A 20,067-nucleotide genomic window follows, 5' to 3' on the forward strand; every position below is an offset into this window, starting at 1 on the left:
AGTCCGCTCAGCCCTTCCGCTGGACCAAGACCGCCGACCAGATCCTCGACCGCATCTGCCGCTACTGCACGCGCATCTCAGAACCAGATCACTAGTGCCTGTCCGGCGGAGTGGGCGGCGGACTTCGCGGTGGTGACCGCGACCAACCAGGGCGAGCCGGGACAGCGGGGACAGCCCCGGTCCGCATCCTCGTCGAGCCACGCGGACGACTGACCGGGCCGCTGCGGGACGATGGGCACACTGAGGGGCGAAAACTCATCGCAGAAGGAGAGTTGGCGTGGTGGGGGAACTGTTGGTATCGGCCTTCTCGCTCGCGGGTGTCGCGCTCGGCGGTGCGCTGACGGCGTTCACGCAGCGCGCCGCGCAGCGGGCGGCGGATCGGGCCGAGGAGCGGCGGCAGTCGGCGGCGACCGCCGAGACGCGCAGGGCCGAGCAGGTGCAGGCGATCAAGGAGTATCTCGTGTGCGCCCAGGACGCCGAGCGGGCGGCCTACACGCGCCCGGAACCCTGGGGTGATGACGAGAACGGCTGGACAGCTCGGACACAAGCAGTGATGACCAACCTCTGGGCAGCGGATCGTGGCGTCGCCCTGCTCTGCGACCCAACCCTGGACGAACCCGCTCGTGCCTACGGGCGAGCGCTCAACCAAGCGGTCTGGCGGGAGATCGGCGGCATGGAGGTCAATGAGCACCTCGAAGAGCACAAGAGTGCCTTCATGATCGCAGCTCGCGCGAGCCTGGCCCTCACCTGACCCCGTGGGTCGGGGCTGGGCCTTGACCGGATTTGATCAACGGGGCGTCCCGCGACAGTTCCCGGAAGCCGAGGCCGTAGTAGAGCCCGCGTGCCCCAGGGTGGCCGGGTGCGCCCAGGCAGACGACCGTCGCGTGCGTGGCTCCGGCCGCGCGGGCCAGGTGCATGCCGTGGAGGAGCATCGAGCGGCCCAACCCGAGCCGTCGGTAGGCCGGGTGGGTGCCGACCGGTTCGAACTCGACCGTGCGGTTTACCTCGTCGAGCCACATGATGGCCGAGGCGGCCATGGTGCCGTCCGGGGCCTCGACCAGGACGTGCAGGTCGGCGCGGTAGCCGGGCGTCCGGCGGACGCCTGCGTAGCTCTCCGCCGTGTACGCCGTGGGAGTCCAGGCGTCCACGTGGGCCTGAACGGCAGCGTCCGGACCGGCGTCGGCGGCGGTGCGGAAGCGGAAACCGGCTGGTAGCACCGGCAGTTCGACATCGACGAGGTCACGCTCGTTGAGCTGGGTCCAGTCGCCGTCGTCGGCGAGTGCCTCGGCGTCGGACGCATAGCCGTGCGCCGCCCAGCGCTTCAGGGCGAACGCGTCGGCGGCCGACGCCAGCACCGTGCGCTCAAGACCGGCCGCCACGCCCTCGAACCAGTCGATCACCTCGTCGACCAGTTCGGCGTGGTCGGGATGGACCTGGTACGTCAGCGACGCGCCGGTGACCTCCCGCACGGACCCGTCGTTGCGCCGCACCTGGCGCGGCAGGTACGCCCAGCCCCACGCCACCAGCTCGTCCCGGTCGCTGTCGCCGCAGAACCACAGTCGACGCGGCCACGTCGCGCCGTAGGCGGCGTGCCCGTGGCCCCACACCCAGGCCAACTCCCCGTACGACGCGTCGGCGTTGACCAGGTCCAGGCGGGTTGCCGTGACGCGCTGCGCCAGACCTTGCATGAGCCTCACGTCCGCGGCGGTCAGGAGCTCGAAGTCCGTCATGACGGGCCACTGTGCCAGGGCTGCGCCGGGGCGTCGAACCGTTTTCCGACGCGGGCGGGAAGGGCATATGTCACCGGCTCGTCACCATTTCGCAGCGGCCTTTCGCCGCCCGCACCCCCACTGCCTGCTTTTGTGGACACCGGCGGATATTGGCCATAGATTCGCGGCAACCGCGACCCCGGTGTCTGGCAGGGGGAGAAACGCCATGGGGAACCAGGATCTCGATCAAGCTCTGAATCCGTGGATGTACGACAAGTCCGGGGATCTCACGCCACAGGCACAGAAACAGTTTCCCGATCTTGCCGCCGCACCCGCCGCGATCACCACCGGTGGAAGTCCGACGGCTCCCGCAGGAGCCAGTGGCCAGCAACTGGTGGTGCACCCCGACGCCCTGCGCACCGCCGGGCAGAACGCCGGACAACTCGGCAACAAGATGACCGCCGACTGTCAGAATCCCACCGGCAGCGACATGTTCACCGCCGCGACGGCGATGAACGGATGGGCGATCGGCGGCGCGATCACCACCGCGCACCAGACGTGGGAACTGCAGTTCCTCACGCTCGGCGGAAATCTGATCACCATCGGGCAGAACCTGCAGGACAGCGCCAATGGCTACACCAGCACCGAGAACACCAACCGCAGCCATATCCGTGCACTGGACAACTGAGCCACTGCTGCATTCACCGGTCGGGAGGCGACAAGCCGCCATGGTCACGTACGACGAGCTGGCCAACACCAATCTCTCCGCGCTGGACACGGTCACCACCGACCTGGAGCAGATGACGCGCGGGTGGGAGTACGACTCGGACTTCCAGGGCGGCGTGGTCACTCCGCTCTCGGCCAGTGGCTGGTCCGGGCCGGCCGCGGAGGCCGCCGCCGGGGAGTTGACCCAGGCGCGCACCCAGATCGACGCGGCGTTCACCGAGACCAGCGCGATGGCGAAGGCCCTGCGGGACGCCCACGACCAGTTCGTCGGCTTCCAGAACACACTGCGTCAGATCCAGCAGGACGCGCAGAGCCAGGGCCTGGTGATCTCCGCCGACGGCAGCCAGGTCACCTGGAACACGCCCCCCGACCTCCCGCACAACGCCGGGGTACACCAGGAGTACCAGCAGGCGATGTCCCAGGAGGCGGACGCCATCGCGCAGCGGATCAAGTCCGTGGTGCAGCAGGCCACCGACGCGGACCAGACGGCTGCAGCCGCGCTCTCCGCGGACACCGGGACCAACCAGCAGAGCTTCAACGCCGCGCCGGTCGGCGGCATCCCGGAGGAGGAGGCCGCGCAGGCGGCGAACCTGGCCCGGCAGGGCAACAACCTCACCAACGCCCAACTCGCCCAGCTGGACGCGCTGCTGAAGGCTCACGCCAACGACCCGCGGTTCACCACGGCGTTCTACAACGACCTCGGCCCCCAGGGGACGCTGTTGTCCTGGGGCCAGCTCTCCGAGGGCACGACCGGAAGCCCGCCGGTCGATCCGAACCGGGTGGCGCTGCTCAAGGACCTGCAGCAGCAGCTCGGCACGTCGCTGGCCTGCGCGACCAACACCCAGACCTGGCCGCACCTCTCCGACCAGTGGGAGGCGGGGCTGCGCGCGGCGGGATCCCAGCGGATCCAGCTGGCCGGGCCGGACAACTTCAACTACCAGCCCTACGGCTACCAGATCCTGGGCAGCATCCTGCGCACCGGGAACTACGACCCGCACTTCATCGACCCCATCGCCGAGCACGTCACCCAGCTGACGGAGCAGAACCCGCGCATGTGGGAGCAGGCCATGCCGACGCCGCCCTGCCCGGACGTCACGACCAACTTCCTGGGCAACGGCTCCGGTTTCAACCCCGTGACGGGCGTTCTGGAGGGGCTCGGGCACAGCCCGGCCGCAGCGACGGACTTCTTCCACAACCCGGAGACCCTCTACAACACCGACGGCACCCCGTCCGGCCACACGGTGACGCCCAACGGCTACCTGAGCTTCTACACCAACGGCGACAAGAACCCGCTGTGGTCGGACACCACCTCCCAGGACGCCGGCGCCCAGGCCGCAGGCGCCAACTCCGAGCCGACTGCGCTGGGCCACGCCCTCCAGGCCGCGACCACGGGCCAGGCCTGGGACGCGCCGAGCGGCCAGGTGCCCCCGCCGCACACCCCCGCGACCGACGACGTGATGAACCAGGTGGTGAACACCTTCGGCAGCAACCCGAGCCTGATCCAGGGCAACGGCGCGCCCTTCTCCAGCATGAACGGCAGCCTCGCGCACATGACCGGCTCGTACATGGGCGACGTCGACCGGACCGTCAACGCACCCTCGGGGGGCCTGCTCGGCGTCTACGGTGCCCCGGCCAACCTCGACCAGAACAACACCACCCATCTGCTGGACACCCTGGGCCGGGACCCGAACGCCTACGGCATCCTCCAGCAGGCCCAGAACGGCTACACGGCAGGTCAGTTGCAGAACGCGGTGCACCAGCCCGGCGACCTCAACGAGAACCTCACACGAGTGGCCAACCAGGGCAGCCAGATCAGCGGCATCCTCAGCAACGCGCGCGCCAACGCCGTGGCCCAGAACGGCTGGCAGTCGGACGCGGCCTACAACGCGTCCATCGACCGCAACGCTGGCTGGGCCAGCACCATCTACAGCGCCTCGGTGGGCAGCGTGGTCGGCAAGGTGCCGATCGTCGGGAGCATCCTGAACAGCCAGGTCAGCAAGATGATCACCAACATGGGCAGCAGCTTCCACCACAACTCCACGGCGCAGAGCGTCGACACCAACATCGACATCGTCAACTCGGGCAAGACGGCTGCGGGTCAGGCGGCCCAGTACGCCGTGCAGAACGCGCTGCAGGGAACCGGCCAGGATCCCGACGGCACCACCACCTACAACGTCGGGCAGGCGGCGCAGACCGGCTACGAAGGCGGCGTCACCACGGACGGCGCCTACCACCAGGGGGGCAAGTGAGCGAGCCGACGCACCGTCGCCGACGGCTGCCGCTCGTCGTCGCCGCGGTGGTCGTCGTGGTCGCCGCCGCCGTCGTGGTTCTGGCGGTGCGGCCCTGGCAGACAGTCACTAACCTCCCGCCGCAGGCCTGTTGGGGTGTGCTGACGGCTGACGACCTGCGGCCCCTGGCGGGGCAGGGCGGTGGCACGCTCAGCGCCGCGACCGACACCACCACGCTCCAGCCCGCGAGCCAAGCCACCAAGGGCGGCTACCACTGCGTGCTGTCCTGGCAGGGCGGCCAGACGCCGCGCTACCTGGGCAGCGGCCCGACGATCGCCCTCTACACCGCCGCCCAGCTCCGTCAGGCCCAGGCCCTGGACGCGAGCCGCGGAGCGGTGCGGTCACTGCCTTTTGGCACCGGGACCGGCGGCGGGATCATCGCCTGGCAGGCGTCCTACGGCTACAGCATCGACCTGGCCTTCCCCTGCACCTACCACGATTCCTTCTCCGGGCAGGTCGACCACGGCTACGCGCGCGTCTCCGTCAACGCGGCCGTCGACCCCGGTGCCTCCCCCGCGCCGCCCCCGGGCCACGTGCGTCAGGCGGACGCGGGGATCGTCCTCAAGCTGGCCAAGGCGTTCACACAGCAGTACCCGTGCGGCGGGGTGAGGCTTCCGGCGAGCGCGCCGAGCATCCCCGCCTATCCGTCATAGCCCACGTGACGACTCGTCAGACAACCTCGAAGACGCCGTAGGAGAACCCGGCCGCGCGGATCTCGCCCCCGGTCACCTCGACCCCGTGCACGGCCAACGGACGCAGGCCGCCCCCGCCGCCCAGGATCGGCGCGGGGGCCGTGACGGGCTGCTCACGGCCGTTGATGACGACGAGGTGGGTGTTGCCGCGCAGGTAGACGAAGGGGTAGTCGCGGTGCAGCACTTGCACCGGCGCGGCGGAGCCGAGGGCGGGGGTGGTGCGGCGGAGGTGGATGAGGCGGCGGACGTGGTGGAGGAGTGAGTCGGGGTCGGCCTGGCCGGCGGCCACGGTGGGGCGGTCGGGGGCCGGATCGAGTGGGAGGTAGAGGTGGTCGGCGGGGGCGGTGGAGAAGCCCGCGTTGGGGGTGGCGTTCCACTGCATCGGGGTGCGCGAGCCTTGGCGGGCCTCGCTGCCGAGCTGGCTGCCCTCCTTCTCCGGGAGTCCGGGCAGGTAGCGCATGCCGATCTCGTCGCCGTAGTAGATGACGGGCAGGGAGGGCCAGGTGAGTTGGAACGCGAAGGCGGGGGCGACCATGTCGCGGGTGCGGGGGCCGCAGGTCAGGCGGGAGAAGTCGTGGTTGGCGGTGGGCAGGGCGACGTGGCCGGAGCCGTCGCTGGCGGCGCGGGCCTCGTTCCAGGCGTCGAGGAACGGGCCCATGGTGCCTTTGCCGTCGGGGTCGAAGTAGCAGGGCTGGCCGTCGGCCCAAGCGCCTTGGCTGCCGGTCCCGTTGTCCCACAGGGAGCGCAGCGCCGGGCCGGTGAAGTGGAGGAAGAAGTCGGAGTGGAACCCGGCCGGGATGGATGTCTTGGGGTCGCCCCATTCCGACAGCAGGGCGCGGTCGGGGTAGGCGCGGTCGATCCACTGGCGCATCTCGCCCCAGAGTTTCCCGGTCTCGACTTTGTCGGGGTCGTCCTTGACGAGGGAGGCGGCCATGTCGACGCGGAAGCCTGCGATGCCGCAGTCGAACCAGTGGCCCATGATCTCGCGCAGCGCGGCCCGGTTGGCGCGCGGGCCGTCGGCGTCGACGGGTTGCCGCCATGGTTCGGCGTCGTCGGTGCGGGCGTAGCCGAAGTTGAGAGCGGGTTGGATGGGGTAGAAGTTGGCGAGGTAGAAGCCGCCGCGGGCGCCCTGGTTGGGGATCCAGTCGCGGACGGGGGCGGTGATCTTGTCGGCCCAGATGTAGCGGTCGTCGCCGGGCGTCTGCGCCGAGTGCTGGAACCAGGGGTGGCGGTGCGAGGTGTGGCCGGGGACCAGGTCGAGCATGACCCGGATGTCCCGGCGGCGCGCCTCCTCGACGAGCTGTGCGATGTCGTCGTTGGTGCCGTAGCGGGGGGCGATGGTGAGGTAGTCGGCGACGTCGTAGCCGGCGTCGCCGAACTCTGAGGTGAAGCAGGGGCTGAGCCAGAGGGTGTTGACGCCGAGCCAGGACAGGTAGTCCAGGCGGTCGGTGATGCCGGGGAGGTCGCCGATGCCGTCGGCGTTGGAGTCGGAGAAGCTCTGTGGGTAGATCTGGTAGAGGACGGCGTCGGGCAGCCAGGCGGGGATGTGGCGGGCGGCGTCGGTCATGAGGGTGCGGTCTCTCCAGGTGCGGTATGTGGGGAGGTGCGGGTCAGCCCTTGACGGCACCGGCCGTCAGGCCGGAGACGACGGCGCGCCGGAAGATCAGCACCAGCAGCGCGATCGGCAGCATCGCCACCGTCGCGGCGGCGAAGATCGTGCCGTACGGCGTGGTGAACTGCCCGCCGAAGAGGGCGATGCCGACCGGGATGGTGCGGTGCTGGTCGTCGTTGTTGAGCGTCAGCGCGATCAGGAACTCGGTCCAGCAGGCCACGAAGGTGAACACCCCGGCGGTGAACAGGCCCGGCTTGGCCTGCGGCAGGATCACGCTGACGACGGTCCGCAGCGGTGAGGCTCCGTCCATCCAGGCGACCTCCTCCATCTCCTTCGGGATCGCCAGCATGTAGTTGCGGATGATCCAGATCGAGAACGGCAGGTTGAGCGCCGTGTAGACGACGATCAGGCCCTGGTAGGAGTTGAGCCACCCGGCGTCCCGCATCAGCAGGTAGAGCGGCGCGGCCAGCGCCACGGTCGGGAAGAGCGAGATCATTAGCAGCGCGGTCATCACCGACGCCTTGCCGCGCAGCGGCAGCCGCGCCAGCGCGTACCCGGCTCCCGTGCCCAGGCTCAGCACGAGCACGGTCGAGATGACGGTGACGACCGCGGAGTTCACGATGTAGGTGGCGAAGTGGTAGTTGCTGAACGCGTTGCTGTAGTTCGAGAAGGTCGGCTGATGCGGGATCAGCGTCGGGTGCGCGGCGCCGACGTCGGTGGTGGACTTGAGCGAGGTGGCCACGAGCCAGTACAGCGGCGCGGCGACGAACGCCGCGACCAGCAGGGCGGCGAGGTTGGTCCCGTTGACGATCCGCCGCCATCCGCCCGGTCGGCGGTTGATCACCACCGGACGTGCGGCGACCGAGGTGGGCTTGGAACCGGAACTGACGGTGCTCATACGGTCTCCTCCTGACCGACCTGGGCCCGGAAGACCTTGAGGAACAGCAGGCAGCCGACCAGCACGATCGCCGCCGTGGTGGTCGCCACGGCCGCGCCGGGGCCGAACTTGAGGTCCTGGAACATCACCCGCCAGCCGAGCATGGCGAGCGACTCGGTCGAGGTGCCCGGTCCGCCCTGGGTCAGCACGAAGGGCAGGTCGAAGAGCCCGAACGCCTGCAGGATGCGGAACATCACGGCGATGGCCAGCGTCGGCCGCAGCAGCGGCAGGCGGACCCGCCAGAAGATCGTCCAGGCGTTGGCGCCGTCGATCCGGGCCGCCTCGACGACGTCCCCGGGCAGCATGACCAGGCCCGCGAGGACGATGATGGCGACGAACGGCGTCGTCTTCCACACGTCGGCGACGCCCATGGCCACGGTCGCGTCCACCGGTGTGCCGAGCAGGTTGACGTCGTGTCCGGCGATGGGTGCGAGGATCTGGTCGACCAGGCCGTAGACGCCGTTGTAGAGGTAGGACCACAGCTCGGCGGAGACCACGGTGATCATCGCCCAGGGCAGCAGGAGCAGCGCCATCAGCCAGCCGCGTCCGACCTTGAGCCGCTCCAGGACCAGGGCGATCGCCGTACCGAGGACCATCTCCACCGCGACCGTGCCGACCGTGTAGATGACGGTGAACCACAGGTCGTGCTGCCAGCGCGCGGAGCCCACCACCAGCGAGAAGTTGGAGCCGGTGAATCCGGACAGCTGGAAGCCGTCGGCCGTCACGTTGACGTTGCTGAGGCTCATCACGACCGAGAACACGATCGGGAAGATCGTCACGGCCGCGACGACGAGCAGCGCGGGGCTGGCGAACAGCCAGCCGAGGCGGGCGTAACGGCGCTCCAGCGCCGACGCCTTGCGGCGCTTCCGCGCCTTCGGCCCGGCCGTGGCCCTGGGCCGCGCGCTCGCGGGGACGGCGTCTTCGGTCAGCGTGTCGGAGCTCAGTGTGGCTGAGGTCGGCGTGGGCGGGCCTGCCGCCTCGGGGTCGTCGGTGGTCACGGGGCACCTGCCTTGGCTGAAGCGGCTGAAACAGCTGGAACGGGATGGCCTGCGGGGGCCGGCCGTGGGACGGGACAGGACGGAACTGCCGTCCCACGACCGGGTTCGGTTCCTAGGTGGTGGTACCCGTCGGTTACAGCCCGCCACCGCCGATGGCCGTGCCGATGGCCTTGTCCGCGGCCGACAGCGCCGAGGACGGGGAGGTGGAGCCGGACAGCGCCGCGTTGATGTTGCTGTAGACGCTCTGGCTGACCTGCGCGTACGCGGCCACGTTGGACGGGCGCGTCACCAGCTTGTTCTTCGCCGCGACCGGGAACGCCGGGTTGGCGGACTGCACGCTCGGGTCGGCCAGGACGCTGGCGACCGTCGGGATCTCGCCGCCCTGGACAGCGATGATCTTCTGAGCGGCGGGGCTGGCCATCCACTTCACGAACGCGACGTCAGCCGCCAGGTTCTTGCTGTGCGGGTTGACGTAGAGGTTCCACCCGCCGGTGACCGAGTAGCCGGGACCGGTCTGGCCCGCGAAGGTCGGCAGGTTGGTGATGCCCACGTTGCCCGCGATCTTCGAGGAGGACGGGCTGTTCGAGTCCGCGTACGCGTAGGTCCAGTTGCGCAGGAACGCGGCCTGCCCGGAGGTGAACAGCTGCTCCGACTGCTGCTCCTGGAAGGTGGTGACCGCCGCCGGGGCGACGCCGCTGCTGACCAGGCCGCGCATGTAGTTCAGCGCCTTCAGCGACGCGGCCGAGTTGATCTCCGACTTGGTGGCCCCGGAGTCGACGATCTGGCCGCCGGCGTCCGCGTCGAACTCGGTCCAGTCACAGGTCAGGCCCTCGTAGGAGGCGAACTGGGCGGCGAAGCCGTACTTGACCGCCCCCTGCTTCTGCAACTGGGCCGCCTCGGACTGCAGTTGCTCCCAGGTCGTCGGAACCGGCAGGTGCGCCTTGGCCAGCAGGTCCTTGCGGTAGAAGAGGAACGCGTTGTCGGTGAAGAGCGGCACTGCCATCGTCTGGCCCTGGTACTTCAGGCCGTTGACCAGACCCGGCGAGAAGGTCTGCCAGAAGCTGGACGGCAGGTAGCTGTCCAGCGGCAGGGCGAGGCCGGCCTTGCCGAACTGCGCGGGCCAGACGACGTCGCCGTTGTACACGTCGAAGCTGGAGGAGCCGCCGGAGATCTGGGTCGTCAGCGTGGAGCGGTAGGCGTCGGTGTCGCTCGGGGCCTGCTCCAGGTTGACCGTGATGCCCGGGTTGGCCTTCTCGAACGCCGCGATCAGCGTCTTGCGGACATCCGTTCCGGTCGGGCCGAACTGGTTGGCGAACCAGGTGATCGTGCCCTTCGCGGGCCCGGACGCCGAAGGCAGCGCTCCCCCTGTGGAGCCGGAACCGCCCGAGCTGGAACTGCAGGCCGTGACCGCCAGCAGGAAGGCCGTCGCGCCCAAGGCCGTCGTCACGGTGCGTACTCGATTGCGGGAACTGCTGGACATGGGTGACGCTCCTCACGGTAGTGATCAGCATCGACACCCTGATGGATCCCGATTGCTGTACGTAGTCGGAGTTCTGACGGGTGATCGGTCGGCCGGTTCGGGCAGGCAGGTGAGGATAGGCGAGCGCTGGGATGAGGACAAGAAGTCCGGAAGGTGACGGACAGGAAGTTCAGGCACTGGACAACGCGTCCCGCGCCGCCTGCACCTCCCGCGCGTCGGACGTGTCCACCTGCGGCCGGCAGGCCGGTGCGGGCGACGCGCGGGTGACAAGAACTATCCGCACCGACTTGCGTTTCGCTCGGGTGACGAGAGTGTGTCCGGTGATCTTTTCTTGCGTCAAGAAAGGTACTCGGGGCGTTATCCAGCCGATACCGATCAGGAAGAGGAGCGCTCCGGTGCATGCACCCATGGAGCCGGGGTACTAAGGCCGTACGGACGTGCCCGCTCCCCGGGCACGTGTTCCGTTTCAGGGCGTTCTCGCCTTCTGGGCGTGCTGCGGCTACGGGGGTGGCGGGTGTTCGGGGACAGCCGCGTGCGACGGGGCGTACTGCTGATCTGTGCGGCAGTCGGCCTCTGCGTCGGCCTGTGCATCTGGTTCGCCCAGGGCTTGCCGGACTTCCGGCAGAACCTGCTGCTGAACCTGGCCCCGGAGCTGCTGACCACGATCGTGACGCTGCTGGTCATCCAGCCGATCCTGACCCGGCTGGAGGAGGAGCGCGTCCGCGAGCACCTGCGGTTGGACTACCCGTCGTTCTGCGACAGGGTGGCGCACACCCAGGACATCGTCTGCGTGCTGGACACCTTCTCGTACCTGATGTCCGGCAACAACGCCGAACGCTTCGCCGACGCCGCGCGCAACGCGATCGGACGCGGCGCGACGGTCCGCGTCATGCTGCTGGATCCCGACTCGCTGGCCGCACGGCAGCGGTCGCACGAGCTGAGCGCGGACGTGCGCCGCGAGATCATGCGGAACCTGCGCGACCTGCGGCAGTTGGCGGAGCGCCTGCCGGCCGCGCGGCGGGACCAGCTCCAGGTGCGCGTCTACGCCAACGCGCCGTCCATCCAGCTGTACCGGTGCGGTGAGCGGATGATGGTGAGCTTCTACCCCGTGGACCGCCTCTCCGGCGAGGGACAGCAGCTGGAGGTGCGGATCACCACGCCGCTCGGCGCCTTCGTCTCCGAGCGCTTCGCCGAACTGTGGACCCGCTCCCGACCGGTCCAGGAAGTGCTGACCAAGAACGTCCAGTTCGTCGACGAGGACGGCGGGGGCGCGCGGGAACCGCTGCGGCTGGAGTACGTCGACAGTGACGGCGGCCTCGTCCTGAGCGACCGGCGTCTCGTCGTGGAACTCGCCCGGCACCGCGACGGTCCGGTGCGCGTCACCGTGGGCGACCGCCCGGAGCGGATCTTCCAGCTGGAGCTGATCGACACCGCGGAGGCGGAGCTGCTCGCACGGCTCCGCGCGGCGTTCGTCGACAAGTACGGTGACAAGTACGCCGACACGTACGGTGAGGACGCCGAGGTTTTTGTCCGGCTGCACGAGACCCGCCCGACTCCGGTCTGAAGCGAGGGCATCAGGGGTATCAGGGACAACAGAAGCAGCAGCGGTACCAGCAAGGGCAATGCAGTCAAGCAGTGACAGAGGTTCGGTACGTGCCAGTGCAGAACGGTGATCGTCCAGTCTTCCGGGCTCTTTCCCTCCCCCACCTCGACGCCCTGCTCGCGCGCGCCGGGCTGAACGACCAGGACCGGATGCGGGCCCGGGCCGTGGCCGAGGTGCTGCCGTTCCGGACCAATTCCTACGTGGTCGACGAGCTGATCGACTGGCAGGCGGCGCCCGACGACCCGATCTACCGGCTGGTCTTCCCGCAGCCGGACATGCTGCCGCGCGCCGACGTCGACCGCATCGCCACGATGCTGCGCGAGGGCGCGTCGGCCGACCGGCTGCGCGCCGACGTGCACGAGCTGCGGCTGCGCCTCAACCCGCACCCCAGCGGCCAGCTCGACCTCAACACCCCGCTGCTGGACGGTGTGCCGACCGAGGGCATGCAGCACAAGTACGCGGAGACGCTGCTCTTCTTCCCGCGGCAGGGCCAGACCTGCCACGCCTACTGCTCGTACTGCTTCCGCTGGCCGCAGTTCGTGGGCGAGCCCGACCTGAAGATGGCCAGCGGGGACGCGGAGGCGCTCAGGTCCTACGTGGCCGCGCATCCGGAGCTCACCAGCGTCCTCATCACCGGCGGCGACCCGCTGATCATGAGCAGCTCGGTCCTGGCCCGCTACATCGAGCCGCTGCTGGACATCCCGCACCTGGAGTCGGTCCGGATCGGCACCAAGGCGCTCTCCTACTGGCCGCACCGGGTCCTGACCGACCCGGACGCCGACGACCTGCTGCGGCTGTTCGAGCGGGTGGTGCAGAGCGGGCGCAACCTCGCGCTGATGGCCCACTACTCGCACCCGCGCGAGCTTGCGAACGCCTCCGCCGAGCAGGCTCTGCGCCGGGTGCAGTCCACCGGCGCGGTGGTGCGCTGCCAGGCGCCGCTGATCCGCGGCGTCAACGACCGGGCCGAGGACTGGGCCGTCCTGTGGCGCAGGCTGGTCGCCCTCGGCGCCGTCCCGTACTACATGTTCGTCGAGCGGGACACCGGCCCGCAGGACTACTTCGCCGTTCCGCTCGGCCGCGCCTACGAGCTCTTCCGTGACGCGTACGCGCAGATCTCCGGGCTGGCGCGGACGGTGCGCGGGCCGATCATGTCGGCGACGCCGGGCAAGGTCCAGGTCGACGGTGTGGCCGAGGTGGCCGGTCAGCGCGCGTTCGTTCTCCACTACGTCCAGGCCCGCAACCCGGAGCTCGTCGGCCGCCCGTTCTTCGCGGCCTACGACCCGGACGCCCGCTGGCTCACCGACCTCAAGCCCCTCGACGGCACGGGCGCCCTCCCGGGGCTGAGCTGACACGCTGACGGACCGTCAGTACCAATGGCCCCTCCCGGCGGGCTTTCGGGAGGGGCCGGCGCACGAGGTCATGGCTCCAGGTCGGCCAGGGTGTTCCAGAACATGAGCTCGTAGCCCTGCAGCATCCGGCCGTACTCCAGCACGTCGCCGTCGGCCTGCCCCTGCCCCTCGGCCTGCCCCTGGCCCTGCCGCTGCGCCTGCGCGACCACGGCGATCGCGCGGGCGTCGGCCTCCGGGTCGGGCGCGGCGAAGAAGTCGAAGAAGGCGCAGGCACGGTCACCGAACCCGTAGCGGTGGCGGAGCGCGTCCGCGACGGTGGCGCAGTAGCCACCCCAGGCGGCGAAGTTGGCGGTCAGCGCGAGCACCACGCCGGTCGGCTCGCCGTTGACTGCGAGCCAGGCCAGGTAGGCCGGGTACGCCTGACACCCGGGCAGCGGCGCCTGCGCGCGCAGCGCCGCGTCGTCCGCCAGACCGCACGCGGCGGCGAAGGGCGCCAGCAGCTCCAGCGCCTGGGTCTCACCCGCGGCGAGCTCCGCGAAGTAGGCCCCGCCCGGCGAGTCCGCGCAACGCGCCGCCAGCAGCAGGAAGCTACGGCGGTCACTGGCAATGATCCGCCGCTGCTGCGCAGCGAGCGCGGCCAGCACGCCCGGCGGCGCGCTGCCGTCCGCGATCCGCCCGATCAGCCGGTTCTCGTCAGCGTGCGGCGCCAGCTCCGCGCGCACGCGGGCCAGCAGCTCACCGGCGTCCTGTGCCGTCGTCATGGCTGCACCTCTCCCCCTCGGTTGCCCTCGATTCCTGTTGTATGTGTACGTATCACGGCGGACCGACAGCACGCGGCGAGACGCGCGCACGGGCGGGTGAGGGCCAGGGTCAGGGCCAGGGCCAGGGTCGGGGTAGGGCTCAGGGCGCGTCCTGACGTGGGGTCGGAAGGAGCAGGCGGCGGCGACGCGGGGCGGAGTGGGCGGAGACGAGCCGGTCCCACTCCGGATCCGGGCTTCCCGGCACCGCGCGGCCGACCGCCGCCCATGACGCGGCGATCGCGTTGAACAGGGGCGTGTCGCTCGACCGCGCGGCACTGTTCGGAGCACGCCGCGGAAACAGTTCCGCAGGAGTCACGTCCGGTTCAACGAACCCGACCGCCCTGCGGCACGCCCGGTCAGCCGCCCGAGTGAGCGCGCCATGCGGTACCGGAGCGCGCCGGGCCCGCGTGCGCGCCTGGGGCCTGTGTCAGCTCTGCTGCTCGACGGCCTGCCGAACGTCCCGCATCAACTTCCCGATGACGTCGGACCCGGTCCCGAACACCATCTTCTGCTGGTCGGGCTTCGGGTAGTACGAGACGCTGCCCATCGTCGTGGCCGTCATCCAACTGCACACCGTGCTCTCGGTCGCGAGATCCCCGTTCTGCAGGAGCTCCGACGCGCAGCCTGCGGTGCCGGCGTGGGGTCCGGGATCGACCGGCATCGAGTTGGTGGTGATCCTGTCCCCGGCGCCGTCCTCGGTGGTCTTCGGCGCCGCGTCGACCAGAGCGGTCAGCTTCGAGGGATCAAAACCGGAGCCGTTGTAGCCCGCGATGATGATGTAGACGTCGTACTGCGGGTCGTCGTAGACCGCGACGGCGGGCGTCCCGCCGGTGACGCCGAGGGGTGCGGCCTCCTGCGCGAGGGTGGAGCCGATCTTCGCCATCGCGTCGCTCGGAAGGGTGGTCTGTTTGAGACCCACCACCGTGCTCGGCATCCGGAGGGTCCAGCCCCCCGCACTCCCGGCGGCCTCCCCACCAGAGCTCCCGGCGGCCTTCCCACCCGAAGTCGTCCGGCTCGCCCCCACCGGCGACGCGCTCGACGCGCTCGACGCGCACGCACTGACGGCAAGCACGAGCGCGCCCGCCGATATCCCGGTCAACGTCTTGGCCCACACGGTTTTCGTCCACAGCATGGGTCCACCCTGCCGTGCCAACGCGACTGCCTGTCGCGAGGTTTGCTTACTGCACCCGTCAGCGTTGCTAAGCCGGTCGTCTAGGGTGGACGAACCGTCATGTACGCGAGAGGTACGCGAGGGAGCCGTCATGGACCTGCACAATCCCGCGCCCGTCACCGTCGACCAGGTGGTGCAGGCCTTGTCCGTGCTGGGCCAGGAGGTCGTGGCGGATCCCGAGTACCGGCCCTACGGCCCGACCCGGGACGACCTGCCGGAGCTGCTCGGCGGCCTGCTGGGCCGGGTGGAGTTCGAGGTGGCCACGGTCGTGGACCCCAACGACGATCCGCCGCACGCCATGTCCGAGCTGCAGGGCGGCTGGCGCACCGAGAGCGACAACCCCGACGTCCACCGGGCGGTCCTGGTCAACCGCCTGCACCGGACGGCCTTCGACATCGGCGCCGCACTCGGCGCGGATGACGTGACCGCGGTCGGGGAGGTCATCGGCGGAGAAGTCGTCGGCGAGGTCGTCGGCGAGGTGGACGGGGACCAGGAGGAGGAAGAGGCGGTCGGCCCGCCCGGCGTGGCAGGCGCGGCGGTCTGCGCGCTCGCCGCGGCGGATCTGCTCGCCGCGCAGGACGCGGTGGACGACGGCCGCACCCGCGCGGCCCACCACGCGCTGGATTCGGTCGAGGGCTTCCTCGCCCAGGCGCTGCTCACCGCGCACTTGCTGCGGTTGCAGCTGAGGGCGGAAGAGGAAGAGGAGTAGAAGAGGAGCAGGGGCCGACCCGTGGGAGCGAAAGCCTGCCGCGCAGGGCGCGTGGGCGCGGCCTAGTGTAGTGATATAGGCGGATTTCTGCCGTTTCGGGCCCTGGGTCGCAGGACCCGATCGCTCAGGAGGGCAGATGGCCACAACTCCGATGCCCCGGGCGTCCTCGGCCCGGATCCATGTGAACGTCGACGGCGTGGACCACCTGGACGAGGTGGAGCCACGCCTGCTGCTGATCCACTACCTGCGTGACCGGCTGGACCGGACCGGCACGCCGATCGGGTGCGACACCGGCAACTGCGGTGCCTGCACCGTCGATCTCGACGGGGTCAGCGTCAAGAGCTGCCAGGTGCTGGCCGTCCAGGCGGACGGCTGCCGGGTGACCACGATCCAGGGGTTGGCCGGTCCGGACGGGGCCTGGCACCCACTGCAGAAGGCCTTCCACGAGCAGCACGCGCTGCAGTGCGGCTACTGCACACCCGGGATGATCATGGCGGCCCGTGACCTGCTCAGGGAGACCCCGGACCCCACCCCGGAGCAGGTCAGGGACGCGCTGGAGGGCAACCTCTGCCGCTGCACGGGCTACCAGAACATCGTCCGCGCCGTTCTCGCCGCCGCGGCGGAACTGCGTCGCCAGGGCGCACCCGAGCCGCGCGGCCAGGCCGCGGACGTTCCCCAGGCGAGCGGTCAGGAGGCCCCGGCATGACGGACACAACGGGCATGACCGAGCAGGCCCGCGTCCGCGAGGTCGGCCGCGCGCGGACCCGCAAGGAGGACGCGCGGCTGGTGACCGGGCAGACCACGTGGACCGACAACATGTCCGCGCCCGGTCTGCTGCACGTGGCGATCCTGCGCAGCCCGATGGCCCACGCGCGGATCACCCGCGTCGACGCCACCCCGGCGCTGGAACGCGAGGGCGTCGTCGCCGTGTTCACCGGCCGTGATCTGGCCGAGGGACTCGGCTCGCTGCCCTGCGCCTGGCAGGTGACGGAGGACATGGTCCTCCCCGACCACCCGCCCCTCGCCGTCGACGAGGTGCGCTACGTCGGCGACCCGGTCGCGGTCGTCGTGGCCCGTGACCGCTACGCGGCGGCGGATGCCCTGGAGGACGTCTGGGTGGACTACGAGCCGCTGCCGCCGGTGATGGACCTGGAGGCGGCGCTGGCCGACGGCGCGCCGCTGGTCCACGCGCACAAGGGAACCAACCACTGCTACACCTGGCCGCTGGTCTCGGGCGACTACGAGTCCGCGCGAGCAGCGGCCGACATCGTCGTGCGCCGCCGCCACCACCAACAACGCCTGATCCCCAACGCGATGGAACCGCGCGCCTGCATGGTCGTCCCGGTTCCGGCCACGGGTGAGTACACCCTCTACTCCGCCACCCAGATCCCGCACATCCTGCGGATCATGATGGCGCTGACCACCGGCATCCCGGAGCAGAAGCTCCGCGTCGTCGCCCCGGACGTGGGCGGCGGCTTCGGCTCGAAGCTGCAGGTCTACGGCGAGGACGCGATCATGCTGGCGCTGGCCCGCGCGCTCGGTCAGCCGGTGAAGTGGACCGAGTCGCGCTCGGAGAGCTACCAGGCGCAACACCACGGACGCGGCCAGATCCAGGACATCGAGCTGGCCGCGACCAGCGACGGCCGGCTGCTCGGCATGAAGGCCGACATCCTGGCCGACATGGGCGCCTACCTGATGATCATCACGCCGGGCGTGCCGCTGCTGGGCGCGTTCATGTACCCGGGCATCTACAAGATGGACGCCTACGACTTCCACTGCACGGGCGTCTTCACCACCCGGACTCCGACCGACGCCTACCGCGGCGCGGGCCGTCCCGAGGCGACCTTCGCCATCGAGCGGACCATGGACGAGCTCGCCGCCGAGCTCGGCCTGGACCCGCTGGAGCTGCGCCGCCGCAACTGGATCCGACACGAGGAGTTCCCGTTCACCACCGTCGCGGGCCTCACCTACGACAGCGGGAACTACGCGGCGGCAACCGACCGCGCCGTCGCGCTCTTCGGCTACCAGGACCTGCGCGCCGAGCAGCGGGCCCGCCACGCCAACGCCGACCCGGTGCGGCTCGGCATCGGGATCTCCACCTACACCGAGATGTGCGGCCTGGCCCCGAGCCGGATCCTCGGCTCGCTGCGCTACGCGGCGGGCGGCTGGGAGGCGGCGTCGATCCGGGTGCTGGCGACGGGCAAGGTCGAGGTGATCACCGGCACCAGCCCGCACGGCCAGGGCCATGTGACGGCGTGGAGCCAGATCGCCGCCGACGCGCTCGGCGTGCCGTTCGAGGACGTCGAGGTGATGCACGGCGACACCCGCGTCGCGCCGCAGGGCATGGACACCTACGGCTCGCGCTCGCTGGTGGTCGGCGGCATCGCGGTGCACGAGGCGGCGCTCAAGGTCGTCGCCAAGGCGCGGAAGCTGGCGGCGCACCTGCTGGAGGCGAGCGAGGACGACCTCGACTTCGCCGACGGCGTCTTCACGGTGCGCGGCTCGCCCGAGGCGAGCAAGACGATCCAGGAGATCGCCTTCGCGGCGTTCGCCGCGCACGACATGCCGGAGGGCATGGAGCCGACGCTCAACGCGGAGCACCTGGTCGACCCGGAGAACTTCTCCTACCCGCACGGCACCCACCTCTGCGCGGTCGAGGTCGACACGGAGACGGGCGCGGTCGCGATCCGCTCCTACGTCTGCGTCGACGACGTCGGACGGGTCGTCAACCCGATGATCGTCGAAGGCCAGGTGCACGGCGGCGTCGCGCAGGGCATCGCGCAGGCGCTGTACGAGGAGGCGGTGTACGACGAGGCGGGCAACCTGGTCTCCGGCACCATGGCCGACTACCTGGTCCCGGCCGCGCCGGACCTGCCCGACCTGGTCACCGACCGGACCGAGACCCCGTCGACCTCCAACCCGCTCGGCGTCAAGGGCGTCGGTGAGGCGGGCACCATCGCCTCCACCCCGGCGGTGGTCAACGCGATCATGGACGCGCTGCGCCCGCTCGGCGTCCACGACGTGCGGATGCCCTGCACGCCGGAGCGCATCTGGCGGGCCGTCAGGGACGCCGCCCACGACAAGGCGGAGAACTCCCGGAAGGGGGACGCGTCGTGATCCCCGCGAAGTTCGACTACGCCCGCCCGCAGAGCGCGGAGGAGGCCGTCCAGGTCCTGGCCGAAGCCGGGCCGGAGGCGAAGGTGCTGGCCGGGGGCCAGAGCCTGATGCCGATGCTGCGGCTGCGGCTCTCCTTCCCCGAACTCCTCGTCGACGTCGGCGGCGTCGAGTCGCTGCGTGGCGTCCGCGAGCAGGGCCGGGAGCTGATCGTCGGCGCCATGACGACGCATCACGACGTCATTCGCGACCCGCGCGTGCGGATGCACGCCGGGCTGCTGGCCCAGGCCGCCGCGACCGTCGCCGATCCGGCGGTGCGCCACCGCGGCACCCTGGGCGGCTCGCTCGCCCACGCGGACCCGGCCGGGGACCTCCCTGCGGTCTGCCTGGCGCTGGACGCGACCATGGTCGCGCTCGGCCCGCAGGGCTACCGCTCCGTCCCGGCGGCGGACTTCTTCGTCGACTACCTCCAGACGGCCCTGCGGCCCGACGAGTTGCTGATCGAGATCCGCCTCCCGATGCTGGGCGACTGGGGCTTCCACTACGAGAAGTTCCACCGCACCGCGCAGGCGTGGGCGGTGGTCGGCGTCGCGGCGGCGGTGCGCCGTGAACGGGACGGCGGCGGGATCGCCGAGGCGCGGATCGGCCTGGTCAACATGGGCCCACGGCCGATGCGCGCGCACCTGACCGAGACGGCGCTCGCGGGCGCCGACGCGACCGAGGAGGCGATCGGGCGCGCCGCGACCATGGCCGCCGAGGGCGCGCATCCGCCGACGGACCTGTCCGGCTCCGCCGAGTACCGCGAGCACCTCACCCGCGTCCTGACCCGCCGCGCCGTCCTGGCCGCCACCGGCGCCGCCGCAGCGGGCGCGGTCTGAG

At 70.6% G+C, this 20,067-nt stretch carries 17 protein-coding genes; 10 read left to right on the forward strand and 7 right to left on the reverse strand.

Annotated features, from left to right (window positions below; translation table 11 throughout):
- Positions 1 to 277 precede the first annotated feature (277 nt).
- Positions 278 to 751 (forward strand): hypothetical protein, encoded by a 474-nt coding sequence (locus tag ABH940_RS17815; RefSeq protein ID WP_370066021.1) that lies wholly within the window; start codon positions 278 to 280, stop codon positions 749 to 751.
- Here the strand turns inward: ABH940_RS17815 and ABH940_RS17820 are convergent.
- Positions 744 to 1,730 carry a GNAT family N-acetyltransferase gene (locus ABH940_RS17820; protein WP_370066019.1) on the reverse strand — a complete coding sequence of 329 codons (987 nt, stop codon included), beginning with the start codon at positions 1,728 to 1,730 and terminating at the stop codon, positions 744 to 746. The genes ABH940_RS17815 and ABH940_RS17820 overlap by 8 nt on opposite strands.
- Before the next feature lie 205 nt (positions 1,731 to 1,935).
- Here ABH940_RS17820 and ABH940_RS17825 point away from each other — a divergent pair, with 205 nt between their 5' ends.
- Genes ABH940_RS17825 through ABH940_RS17835 form a run of 3 tightly spaced genes read left to right on the forward strand, consistent with a single transcriptional unit; the run spans position 1,936 to position 5,376 of the window.
- Entirely contained in the window at positions 1,936 to 2,397 is a 462-nt protein-coding gene (locus ABH940_RS17825; RefSeq protein WP_370066017.1) for a hypothetical protein, read from the forward strand.
- A gap of 40 nt (positions 2,398 to 2,437) precedes the next feature.
- Positions 2,438 to 4,684: a hypothetical protein gene (locus ABH940_RS17830; RefSeq protein WP_370105684.1), complete on the forward strand. Its 2,247-nt coding sequence runs from the start codon at positions 2,438 to 2,440 to the stop codon at positions 4,682 to 4,684.
- Positions 4,681 to 5,376 carry a hypothetical protein gene (locus ABH940_RS17835; RefSeq protein WP_370105685.1) on the forward strand — a complete coding sequence of 232 codons (696 nt, stop codon included), beginning with the start codon at positions 4,681 to 4,683 and terminating at the stop codon, positions 5,374 to 5,376. Before ABH940_RS17830 ends, ABH940_RS17835 begins: the two co-directional genes overlap by 4 nt.
- 16 nt (positions 5,377 to 5,392) lie before the next feature.
- Here the strand turns inward: ABH940_RS17835 and ABH940_RS17840 are convergent, their stop codons facing one another.
- From ABH940_RS17840 to ABH940_RS17855, 4 genes are all read right to left on the reverse strand, one after another.
- On the reverse strand, positions 5,393 to 6,982 hold the full coding sequence (locus ABH940_RS17840; protein ID WP_370105686.1) for an alpha-amylase family glycosyl hydrolase: 1,590 nt from the start codon (positions 6,980 to 6,982) through the stop codon (positions 5,393 to 5,395).
- Between the two features lie 43 nt (positions 6,983 to 7,025).
- The gene (locus tag ABH940_RS17845; protein ID WP_370066009.1) at positions 7,026 to 7,925 is read right to left on the reverse strand and encodes a carbohydrate ABC transporter permease; all 900 of its coding nucleotides are present in this window, start codon (positions 7,923 to 7,925) and stop codon (positions 7,026 to 7,028) included.
- A complete protein-coding gene (locus ABH940_RS17850) occupies positions 7,922 to 8,962 on the reverse strand; it encodes a carbohydrate ABC transporter permease (protein WP_370105687.1) in 1,041 nt (346 codons plus the stop codon). The genes ABH940_RS17845 and ABH940_RS17850 overlap by 4 nt, the downstream gene beginning before the upstream one ends.
- Positions 8,963 to 9,095: 133 nt before the next feature.
- A complete protein-coding gene (locus ABH940_RS17855; protein WP_370066005.1) occupies positions 9,096 to 10,442 on the reverse strand; it encodes an ABC transporter substrate-binding protein in 1,347 nt (448 codons plus the stop codon).
- A gap of 532 nt (positions 10,443 to 10,974) precedes the next feature.
- On the opposite strand from ABH940_RS17855, the gene ABH940_RS17860 reads away from it, so the two are divergent.
- Both ABH940_RS17860 and ABH940_RS17865 read left to right on the forward strand, forming a co-directional pair.
- A complete protein-coding gene (locus ABH940_RS17860) occupies positions 10,975 to 12,006 on the forward strand; it encodes a hypothetical protein (RefSeq protein ID WP_370066003.1) in 1,032 nt (343 codons plus the stop codon).
- Positions 12,007 to 12,095: 89 nt separating this feature from the next.
- On the forward strand, positions 12,096 to 13,394 hold the full coding sequence (locus ABH940_RS17865; RefSeq protein ID WP_370105688.1) for a KamA family radical SAM protein: 1,299 nt from the start codon (positions 12,096 to 12,098) through the stop codon (positions 13,392 to 13,394).
- A gap of 68 nt (positions 13,395 to 13,462) precedes the next feature.
- Here the strand turns inward: ABH940_RS17865 and ABH940_RS17870 are convergent, their stop codons facing one another.
- Both ABH940_RS17870 and ABH940_RS17875 read right to left on the reverse strand, forming a co-directional pair.
- Positions 13,463 to 14,155, reverse strand: coding sequence for a transcriptional regulator (locus ABH940_RS17870; RefSeq protein WP_370105689.1), 693 nt, complete (start codon positions 14,153 to 14,155; stop codon positions 13,463 to 13,465).
- A 466-nt stretch (positions 14,156 to 14,621) separates the two neighbouring features.
- Positions 14,622 to 15,128 (reverse strand): hypothetical protein, encoded by a 507-nt coding sequence (locus tag ABH940_RS17875; protein ID WP_370105690.1) that lies wholly within the window; start codon positions 15,126 to 15,128, stop codon positions 14,622 to 14,624.
- Positions 15,129 to 15,456: 328 nt separating this feature from the next.
- On the opposite strand from ABH940_RS17875, the gene ABH940_RS17880 reads away from it, so the two are divergent.
- From ABH940_RS17880 to ABH940_RS17895, 4 genes are all read left to right on the forward strand, one after another.
- Positions 15,457 to 16,074 (forward strand): hypothetical protein, encoded by a 618-nt coding sequence (locus ABH940_RS17880; protein WP_370065995.1) that lies wholly within the window; start codon positions 15,457 to 15,459, stop codon positions 16,072 to 16,074.
- Between the two features lie 136 nt (positions 16,075 to 16,210).
- Entirely contained in the window at positions 16,211 to 16,780 is a 570-nt protein-coding gene (locus tag ABH940_RS17885; protein WP_370065993.1) for a (2Fe-2S)-binding protein, read from the forward strand.
- 14 nt (positions 16,781 to 16,794) lie between these two features.
- The gene (locus ABH940_RS17890) at positions 16,795 to 19,191 is read left to right on the forward strand and encodes a xanthine dehydrogenase family protein molybdopterin-binding subunit (RefSeq protein ID WP_370066102.1); all 2,397 of its coding nucleotides are present in this window, start codon (positions 16,795 to 16,797) and stop codon (positions 19,189 to 19,191) included.
- The gene (locus ABH940_RS17895) at positions 19,188 to 20,066 is read left to right on the forward strand and encodes a xanthine dehydrogenase family protein subunit M (protein WP_370105691.1); all 879 of its coding nucleotides are present in this window, start codon (positions 19,188 to 19,190) and stop codon (positions 20,064 to 20,066) included. The genes ABH940_RS17890 and ABH940_RS17895 overlap by 4 nt, the downstream gene beginning before the upstream one ends.
- The last annotated feature ends 1 nt before the right edge of the window (position 20,067 follow it).

The organism is Streptacidiphilus sp. BW17 (assembly GCF_041262485.1).
Classification (GTDB): Bacteria; Actinomycetota; Actinomycetes; order Streptomycetales; family Streptomycetaceae; genus Streptacidiphilus.